The sequence below is a fragment of the Synechococcus sp. R55.7 genome (assembly GCF_047461955.1).
Lineage (GTDB): Bacteria > Cyanobacteriota > Cyanobacteriia > Thermostichales > Thermostichaceae > Thermostichus.
The window spans coordinates 3,224-12,607 of the sequence record NZ_JANSIC010000060.1; the positions used below are offsets into that span (position 1 = coordinate 3,224).

Sequence of the window (9,384 nt, forward strand, 5' to 3'; positions counted from 1 at the left end):
CAGCTTTGGCCATTCCCTGGGCAACGGGGTGGGTCAAGGGCAGTGGCCCGCGCCCGGCAGCTTACCTCAACATCCTTCTGACTTTTGCCGCCTTTGCCCATGGCCTTTGGCTGTTGCGGCAGGTTTGGGGTCGGGATCCCCAGATCCTGAACTACCCCTGGTTTCGGGTGGCCGATCTGGATTTGACCCTGTCTTTGGAGATCTCGCCCCTGACAATGGGGGCCGTCGTCTGGATCAGCGGTTTGAGCTTGCTGGCCCAGATCTATGCGCTGGGGTATTTGGATAGGGACTGGGGCCTGGGTCGCTTTGCCGCCCTGATGGGCTTTTTCGAGGGGGGAATGACAGGGATCGCCCTCAGCGACTCGCTGTTTTTCAGCTATGCCCTGCTGGAGATGCTCACCCTTTCCACCTATTTGCTGGTGGGCTTTTGGTACGCCCAGCCTCTGGTGGTGACGGCGGCGCGGGATGCTTTTTTAACCAAGCGGGTAGGGGATCTGTTGCTGCTGATGGGGGTGGTGGCAATTTCCAACTTTTCTGGGGCCTTGACCTTTTCCGGCCTGCGGGACTGGGCGGCTACGACTAGCTTGGATCCCACCTGGGCGGCTTTGATGGGGTTGGCTTTGATTGCAGGGCCCTTGGGCAAATGCGCTCAATTTCCGCTGCACCTGTGGCTGGACGAGGCGATGGAAGCGCCCAACCCGGCCTCGATCCTGCGCAATTCGGCGGTGGTGGCCTGCGGGGCTTTTGTGCTGATTAAGCTGCAACCGCTACTGGCCCTATCGCCAGTTACAGATGGGGTCTTGGTGGCCATCGGCACGATCACAGCCCTGGGCGGATCCCTGGTGGCCTTGGCGCAAATCGATATCAAACGCACCTTCTCCTACTCCACGAGTGCCTACTTGGGGTTGGTGTTTGTGGCAGTGGGAATGCAGCAGCCGGAGCTGGCCCTGGAGTTGCTGCTCATGCACGGCTTGGCTAAGGCGCTGCTGTTTATGGGGGTGGGATCCCTCATCTACACCACCTCTACCCAAGATTTGACAGAGCTGGGGGGCCTGCGCAGCCGCATGCCGGCCACAGTTGCCGCCTTTGCCGTGGGATCCCTGGGGATGGTGGCTCTGCTGCCCCTAGGGTGCTTTTGGACGCTGACCCGCCTGGCGCTGGTCTACAGCGGGGTGCAGCCGGCCCTGGTGGAGGTGCTGCTGCTGGTGAATGGGCTGACGGCTCTCAACCTGGCGCGGGTGTTTGGCCTGGTCTTTTTGGGATCCCCTCAACCCAAAACCCGCCGGGCCCCTGAGGTGGGCTGGCTGATGGCTCTGCCCATGGGCATCCTGACGGTGCAAACCTTGCTCATGCCCTGGCTGTTGGGGCGCTGGGGGCTCTATCCCGACTGGAACCCGCAGCTGAGGTGGATGGCGGCTCTGCTGACGGCTGCTGGGCTGGTGGGGGCAGCCATTGGCGGCTGGCTGTACTGGGGGGACCAACGGAGGGTATATCTGCCCTGGCCGGAGTTGCAGGATCTGCTGGCCCACGACTTTTACACGGGGCACCTCTACCAAGCCCTGGTGGTGCAACCGGTCAGCGCCCTCTCCCGCGGATTGGAGTGGCTGGATCGCAACGGAGTGGACGGCTTGGTGAACGGGGTGAGCCTGGCCTTTTTCTTCAGCGGCGAAGCCCTCAAGTACACCCTGTCGGGGCGGATGCAACTCTATGTGCTGGTGATTGTCATCGGGATGGTGTTGGTTACAGCTTGGCTACTGCGTTCGCCCCATTTGGGGTTGGCCTATTGATGGGAGAGAGCCATGTTGAGCCTTTTGATTGGGATCCCGTTGTTGGGGAGCATCTTGATTGGGTTGATTCCCGAGCAGGCGGGGAAGGGCTTGCACCGGGCTTTGGCCTTGGGGTTTGGGTGGGTTTTGTTTGGCCTGAGCGCGGGGCTGTTGCTGATCTTTGACCCCCACCTTGGATCCCTGCAATTGGCGGAAAGGATGGCCTGGATCCCCCAGTTGGGCTTGGTTTATGAGGTGGGAGTGGATGGGATCTCTCTGCCTTTGGTGGTGATGACCGGGCTACTGGTGTTGATGGCTATTTGGGCCAGCGGCCAGGTGGAGCGGCCCCGCCTCTACTACAGCTTGGTGCTCATGCTGGCGGCAGCGGTGGCCGGAGCTTTTTTGGCTCAGAATTTGCTGCTGTTTTTCCTGTTCTATGAAGTGGAGCTGATCCCCCTGTATTTGCTCATCGCCATCTGGGGAGGGCCGCGCCGCACCTATGCCGCCACCAAGTTTTTGGTTTACACCGCTCTGTCGGGGATCCTCCTCTTGATTGGCTTTTTCGGCCTCAGTTGGCTGAGCGATGCCCACAGCTTTACCTATACCGTCCTGCAGGCCCACCCCTTGCCCCTGGTGCAACAAACCCTGTTGCTCATTCCCATTCTGCTGGGCCTGGCCATCAAGATCCCCTTGGTGCCCTTCCACACCTGGTTGCCGGATGCCCATGTGGAGGCTTCCACCCCCATTTCCGTGTTGCTGGCGGGTTTGCTTTTGAAGTTGGGCACCTACGGCCTGGTGCGCTTTGGCCTGCAGCTCTTGCCGGATGCCTGGGATCAAGCCGGGCCTTGGCTGGCCGGTTGGGCGGTGGTTAACGTGCTCTATGGATCCCTGAACGCCTTGGTGCAGCAGGATATGAAAAAGCTGGTGGCCTACAGCTCCATTGCCCACATGGGCTACATCCTCTTGGCTGTAGCAGCAGCCACTCCCCTCTCCCTGGTGGGATCCATCTTTCAGATGGTCAGCCATGGCCTCATCTCCTCGCTGCTGTTTCTTCTGGTGGGAGCCGTCTATGCCAACACCGGCACACGGGATCTCAAGCTGCTGCGGGGATTGCTCAACCCGGAGCGGGGCTTACCGCTTATTGGCAGCTTGATGGTGCTAGGGGTGATGGCCAGTGGCGGCACACCGGGCATGGTGGGCTTTATAGCTGAGTTCACCCTCTTTCGGGGCAGCTTTGCCGTCTTTCCCCTGCAAACGCTCCTGTGCATGGTGGGGACGGGATTGACGGCGGCCTATTTTCTGCTGATGGTGAACCGTGTCTTTTTTGGGCGCCTCTCGCAAGTGGCCATAGCCATGCAACGCCACGCCACTGAAGAGCGCCTGCCTGCTGTTGTTTTGGCAACGCTGGTGGTGTTACTGGGCCTGCAGCCTAGCTGGGCAACCCGCTGGGTGGAGTCCACCACCTTGGCCTTGGCCAAGGCTAACCTAGCTGGTGTTGCAGGACTGGTCACTGCCTTTCAGTTTGGGTTGTCTTCCTTTTGATGATTTGATGAGATCGACGGAGTTTCTTTTGCTCCCATGACTGCCACTCTTGCTCCTGCTCCTTCCTGCTTCTTTCTGGCCGGCTTATCTCCTCTGGAGCAACTGCAACTGGCTCCTATTGTCCAGCGCCTAGAGGCAGGGGGAGCCCTTGTGCCGGATGCCCCTGCCAATCGCCTAGAGGTCATTGGCATCCTGCATAGCTACGGCGAGGTGCTGGATGCCTATTCGCGCAATTTGATCTTTATTGCCGACCACCAATTTTTGGAGCTTTTTCCGGCGTTCAAGTATTTCAACGGCGAGATTACCCTGGGCAAATGGCTGCGCTACCTGTGGCATGACCGCATCAACTACGAGTTTGCCGAATACTGCATGAAGGCTATGCTCTGGCATGGGGGAGGGGGGCTAGACCGCTACCTGGATACCCCTGAATTTGTCGAGCGGGCCAAGAGAGCCATCCGGGCCAAAATCCGCTTCAATCCCTTCTTGCAGGGCTTGGGGATCTTGTTTCCCGACTTTGCTCTAGAACAGGTGCGCATGCTGGCTATGTACAGCGGCTTGGGCCAGTTTTGGCGGGTGATGAGCGATATTTTCCTGGCGCTGGCCAAGCGCTCTGAGACAGAACCCCACCTCACCATTCCCGACGTGGTGGCTCACATCCAGCAGGGGTTGGTGGCAGCTGCCGACAAGCCTATCACCTACGCTCCCTGCATCTGGGGCCGCCGCTACGAGATCATCCCTCTCTCGGCGGGTCTGACTTTCCTATCAGATACGGCTATCCCCTATGTGGAAGCGGTGTTTTTCCGCTCCTTTCCCTTTATGGGCACGGTTTCCTACAACGCCCAGGCCCACCAGATCCCGGCTGAGCAGGCTGACTTTGCCTACGGCGCCCTCTACGCCGATCCGCTGCCGGTAGGCAGCGCTGGGATCCCGCCTACCCTGTTGATGCAGGATATGATGCGCCACCTGCCCCCCTACTTGCGAGAGCACTACCGCCGCCAGCCTCGCGGGGATGATGACCTGCGGGTGAAAATCTGCCTTAGCTTCCAAAAGGCCATGTTCTGTGTTACCACTGCCGCCCTGCGGGCTCTTGCCCCCTTCCCTCTGGAAACTCAGGATCCCCAGCAGCAGTTGGCCAACCGCAAGTTTCTGGCTCCTTGGCTGCAGCGCCTGCTGGGATCCCGTCTGTTAAAGGTGCAGGAAGAAAGGGTTGAGGCCTAGCTGAGCTGGGAACTGCTACTTTTGGTTACTGGAAGGGGGATCCCCTTTTCGGATACAATATCTGCGCCCAGTTGAGCAATGGGGTGGCGTAGCCAAGTGGTAAGGCAGAGGTCTGCAAAACCTCTATGCGCCAGTTCGAATCTGGCCGCCACCTTTTAAACCTTACTTGCATCCCAAGCAGGGCAAGCATGAAAGACAAGCTGATATTGATGATCCCCGGCCCCACTCCCGTTCCCGAGAGTGCTCTGCTGGCGATGGCACGGGGGCCCATCGAGCACCGCAGCAAAGAGTTCACCGCCATTTTGGAAGAGGTCACCGATGGGTTGCGCTGGCTGCACCAAACCACCTCAGATGTGTTTGTCTTTTCCGCCAGTGGCACCGGCGCTATGGAAGCCGGGATCCTCAACACCCTCAGCCCTGGGGATCGGGTTTTGGTGGGGGTGAACGGCAAGTTTGGGGAGCGCTGGGCGGAAATGTCCGAGCAGTTTGGCCTTCAGTGTGAGCGGGTGGAAACCCCCTGGGGGATCCCTTACCCCGTCGAGATCTTCCAAGAAAAGCTGGCTGCCGACCGGGAAAAAACCATCAAAGCCGTCATCCTCACCCACTCGGAGACTTCCAGCGGCGTAGCCAACGATGTCCAAGCCATTGCTGCTGCTGCCCGCGAGCACGGGGAAGCCCTCGTCCTGGTGGATGGGGTCACCAGCGTGGGGGCAATGCCGGTGTTAATGGACGAATGGGGCTTGGATGTGGTGGCCTCGGGATCCCAGAAGGGCTATATGATCCCACCAGGGCTGGGATTTGTGGCCGTCAGCCCGCGGGCCATGGCCGCTACGGAGCGCTCTAGGTTTCCCAAGTACTACTGGAGCTTTAAGCTGGCGCAAAAGGCCCTGCGCCAAGGCACCACTCCCTTTACACCGGCGGTGAACCTGTTTTACGCCCTGCAGGTTACCCTGCGCATGATGCGCGCAGAAGGGTTGGAAGCCATCTACCGGCGTCATGCCAAGCTGGCCCAGGCCACCCGTGCTGGCGTCAAGGCTCTGGGGCTAAAGCTCTTGGTTGATCCAGAGTCAGCGGCCAGTCCTTCGGTAACAGCTGTACTCGCTCCCGAAGGGATCAACGCTGACACCATCCGCAGCACCTTGAAGAAACACTTCGACATCGCCCTTGCCGCTGGACAAGACCACCTCAAGGGCAAAATCTTCCGCATTGGCCATTTGGGCTTTGTGAGTGACCGCGATGTGCTGATGACCTTGGCTGCTCTGGAGTCAGCTTTACACACCGTGGGCTACAGCGACTTCACCCCAGGGGCGGGAACTCGCGCCGCCGAGGAAGTATTGGCCCACGGCTTCTGAGCCCCCAGCTCAGTAGTCTTTGACCCATAGCACTGACCCTTGCCCCTGGCTACAATGGGGGGACATGCTTAATAAAACTTCAGAACCCAAGGGTGGCTATGGTTGTCAGCTTGGAACGGGATCCCTGCGTGGTGCCTTCTGCTGGGGAGTTGCGGCAGGTGCTACAGGGGGTTGGCCCTCGTTCTTGTCCCTTGCAGTACAACTTTCACCTACACACTCGTTGTTCGGATGGGCAGATGGATCCCGTGGATCTGGCGGAGCAGGCGCGCCGGCACGGCCTCAAGGGCCTAGCCATCACCGATCACCACACCCTGAAGGGCTACGAACGAGCCCGCGCCCACTTGGATCGTCCCGACGACCCCATCCTGTGGCCGGGGATCGAGATCACCGCAAACCTGTTGGGCTGTGAAGTGCATATTCTGGGCTACGGCTTCGATCCCACCGATGGTGTCCTGGATCCCTTTGCCCAAGGGGAGCAGGTTCCCGGCTTGCCCGCCGCCGACGCGATCCAGGCCATTCAAGCGGCAGGAGGCTTGGCGGTGTTGGCCCATCCCTTTCGCTATTGCCTGCCTGCAGAGGAAATTGTCCCAGCCGCAGCGGAGTTGGGAATAGATGGCCTTGAGGTCTACTACGCCTACAAAAACCCGGAGATTTGGATCCCTAGCCCGGAAGTGACGGAGAAAGCCGAAGAGCTGGCCGAGACCTACGGACTTTTGAAAACCTGCGGCACCGACTCTCATGGCCCCAGTATTCTGAGGCGGATTTGAGCCAGGCTACCCAGGTGGAGAACGGGCTGCTACGGGCGTGGATAGAGCAACTGTCCAAGCCGACGCAACTGCTCTGCAGTGCCCATACACAGCAGCAGATCCCCCGGCTGCAACAGGGTTTCTCCGCTGGGGCCACCGATCAACTGGCCATCCGCCCGTCGAATCGCCACCACCAAAGCTCCGGATCGGTTGCGCAAATCGGCTTTCCGTAGGGTTTGCCCGACATAAGGACATTCTTGGGCTGCCAGCTCGTACTCCTCTAGGTAAAAAGTGCGATCCCGACCGACAAGGATGCCATCCACAAAGTCCACAACCCGGGGGCGTAAGGCAGCCGCCGCCATGCGTTTTCCGCCCGTGATGTAGGGAGAAATGGCATGGGCAACGCCCGCCCGCTGCAGTTTTTGCAAAGCCTCCTCCGTATTGGCGCGGGCAATGGTGCGAATGCGGGGGTTCAAGGTGCGGGCCGACAAGACCACGTAGAGGTTCTCGGCATCGGAAGACAGGGCGGCAATCAGCCCCTCCGCCTGTTGCACCCGCGCTTCCAGCAAAGTGGCATCTAGAGTACTATCCCCCTGGAGAGCCACATATCCCAGCTCTTGAGCCACCTGAATCGCCTCAGCAGACTGATCGATCACCAAAAATGGCACCCCTTCTGCTCGAAACTCTTGGGCCACCTGCCGGCCAATGCGCCCGAAACCGCAAATGATGTAGTGGTTGTTCAGCGCTTCCATCTGTTTCTTCCATTTCCGTTGCCGGATCCCTTCCTGAAAATGTCCCTGGATGAGGGCCTCTGTAAAGCGATTCACCATGAAGCCGATGCTCAAGACCCCCATCAGGATCAAGGCCACCGTAAATAAACGCCCCCGCTCCCCCAGCGGCCCCACCTCCATGAAGCCCACGGTGGTTAGGGTGATAACGGTCATGTAAAAAGCTTCCACCCAAGGCCACTGCTCCACCCCGTGGTACCAGAGGGTGCCGATCAGCACCACACACACCAATGCCCCCACGCCCAAGCCGAGGTCTCGCCGGATCCCGGGATCCCTTTTGGCAGCCTGGAAGGGGGGACGAGCAGAAGCCATAGAGCCCAGCCAGATCTAGCCCAGGAAAAGGAAGCAAGAACTAGAATGGGGAAGAACCCGTTGTTGTTCGGTAACAAGCGGAGTGCCGATGCCTGAGTACATCAAGGTGGAATATCGGATCGACAAAAACGGACAGGTTACCGAGACCGTACTGAATGGTTCTGGCTCCAGTTGTACCCTAGCTACCGCCGGCTTGGAATCGGCGCTCGGAGCCGTGCAGAAACGGGAGCTCTTGCCGGAGTTTCACCAACTGACTGAAATCGAGAGGGAGTCAGAAGTCTCTTTGAAGCAAACCCGCTGACTCCATATCCATTTGCTCAGGGTTCTCACCGTCTCCTCATTTTTTCTTTTTGCTCCCCTTTCCGGCCGTATTGCCGGCCCGTGCCGCTCCAACCGCAGCCTGAAACAGCCAAACAGCCAATGGAGCAGCGACAACCAAGATGATGCTGGTGGGGCCGACGCCAAAATCCGGCTCGCCAGAAGCCAACTCGAAAATTGAGCCAACAGCAGCAATGGCGCTGAGGCAGGAAACGGCCAAGAGCAGGTAACCTTTAACGCTGGTGGTCATAGAGAACCCGTTTGTGGACTAAACTTGTGCGGCTCGAAGACAAGCCGGTTAGATGCGTATTCATTCGCCAAAAAGCCCTCCCGCTCCTGAGAGGGCTACCCTTCATGCTAAGAGCAGGGATCCCTGTCCAGCAAGGCAAAACCAAAAGTGGGATCCCTAGAAGTTCAGCACTTGGGGTGTGGATTTAGCCGTTCACGATGATCTTGCCAACCATTCCGGCCCCACGGTGGGGCGTGCAGTAGTAGGTGTACTCACCTGGAGGAACATCGACAAAAGCCGACTCCACCACCTGCTTAGGAGCAGTGAGCAGTGCCTTGTGGGAGAGTTTGGCCGCCAAAGCCGCATCTCCACCGGGCACCTTGTCGAAGACAACATTGTGGGGGTAGACCTTGTTGTTCACCCACTGAACGGTATCCCCTTGGTTGATGGTGAGAGAAGGCGGATCGTAGACCAACTGGGCCTTGTCAGATCCCATTTTGACAATGTAGGTCTCGGCAGCAGCAGGGTTGGACAAGAACGCCACAGCCAACCCCCCAACCACAAGGCTGAGCAGGATGAGCTGCAAACGCTTCACCAGGTTAAAAACTAGAGACATGGATTCCTCTCAAAACGTAACAGCAGTTATCCCAGACTTTGCGGCTCGGTTGCCCCTTTCCAGGTTGCGAAGAGCACCCAGCCAGGCGGAGGGACAGCAGGGACAGTTGGATTCCTAATGTTCATTATAAGGGGGCTCATCCCAAAATAGAGCATGCCCACCTATGGAGCGGTAGCATCCGTTCTTTAACAGAAGGCCACAGCAGACCGAACCCGTCAAACAACAGAACTCTCTCGCGGGTCTATGGCAACACTTCTGCTGGGCAACCCGATGCGGCTGGATCCCCAGCCAGTTGGGGCAGGATGTTTTGGCGGTTGGTGAGCGTGCGCAGGGAACCGAGAGCCAGTTTTCCGGGTCGTCCTCATCTCTACCCAAAAGTGCTTCGCAAAGTTTCGCAAAGTAGAGATTCTTTTTCCGTGGGATCCCTTAAAGTCCAAGAGTGTCTTGCCTAACAAATCCGTAGGGTTGTCGATGCACAAGAAGGGCAAATCATCCTA

The 9,384-nt window shown here is 58.7% G+C and carries 9 protein-coding genes and 1 tRNA gene; 7 read left to right on the forward strand and 3 right to left on the reverse strand.

Annotated features, from left to right (window positions below):
• From NW820_RS04795 to NW820_RS04820, 6 genes are all read left to right on the forward strand, one after another.
• The coding region (locus NW820_RS04795; protein ID WP_414406834.1) for an NAD(P)H-quinone oxidoreductase subunit F at window positions 1-1,787 on the forward strand (1,787 nt) is incomplete at its 5' end.
• A gap of 12 nt (window positions 1,788-1,799) precedes the next feature.
• Entirely contained in the window at window positions 1,800-3,308 is a 1,509-nt protein-coding gene (locus tag NW820_RS04800; protein WP_414406835.1) for an NADH-quinone oxidoreductase subunit M, read from the forward strand.
• A 36-nt stretch (window positions 3,309-3,344) separates the two neighbouring features.
• Window positions 3,345-4,526, forward strand: a complete 1,182-nt coding sequence (locus tag NW820_RS04805) for a CO2 hydration protein (RefSeq protein WP_011433407.1) — start codon at window positions 3,345-3,347, stop codon at window positions 4,524-4,526.
• Between the two features lie 82 nt (window positions 4,527-4,608).
• Window positions 4,609-4,680 (forward strand) — tRNA-Cys (locus tag NW820_RS04810).
• 34 nt (window positions 4,681-4,714) lie between these two features.
• On the forward strand, window positions 4,715-5,878 hold the full coding sequence (locus NW820_RS04815; protein ID WP_414380850.1) for a pyridoxal-phosphate-dependent aminotransferase family protein: 1,164 nt from the start codon (window positions 4,715-4,717) through the stop codon (window positions 5,876-5,878).
• Between the two features lie 98 nt (window positions 5,879-5,976).
• Complete coding sequence (locus tag NW820_RS04820) at window positions 5,977-6,645, forward strand: PHP domain-containing protein (RefSeq protein ID WP_011433405.1); 669 nt, start codon at window positions 5,977-5,979, stop codon at window positions 6,643-6,645.
• Between the two features lie 29 nt (window positions 6,646-6,674).
• On the opposite strand, the gene NW820_RS04825 is transcribed toward NW820_RS04820, so the two are convergent.
• Window positions 6,675-7,724, reverse strand: a complete 1,050-nt coding sequence (locus NW820_RS04825; protein ID WP_414373746.1) for a potassium channel family protein — start codon at window positions 7,722-7,724, stop codon at window positions 6,675-6,677.
• An 88-nt stretch (window positions 7,725-7,812) separates the two neighbouring features.
• Here NW820_RS04825 and NW820_RS04830 point away from each other — a divergent pair, with 88 nt between their 5' ends.
• The gene (locus NW820_RS04830) at window positions 7,813-8,025 is read left to right on the forward strand and encodes a DUF2997 domain-containing protein (protein ID WP_414344087.1); all 213 of its coding nucleotides are present in this window, start codon (window positions 7,813-7,815) and stop codon (window positions 8,023-8,025) included.
• A gap of 36 nt (window positions 8,026-8,061) precedes the next feature.
• Here the strand turns inward: NW820_RS04830 and NW820_RS04835 are convergent, their stop codons facing one another.
• Window positions 8,062-8,292: a hypothetical protein gene (locus NW820_RS04835; RefSeq protein WP_011433402.1), complete on the reverse strand. Its 231-nt coding sequence runs from the start codon at window positions 8,290-8,292 to the stop codon at window positions 8,062-8,064.
• Between the two features lie 184 nt (window positions 8,293-8,476).
• Window positions 8,477-8,887, reverse strand: coding sequence for a plastocyanin (gene petE / locus NW820_RS04840; RefSeq protein WP_011433401.1), 411 nt, complete (start codon window positions 8,885-8,887; stop codon window positions 8,477-8,479).
• Window positions 8,888-9,384: the final 497 nt, after the last annotated feature.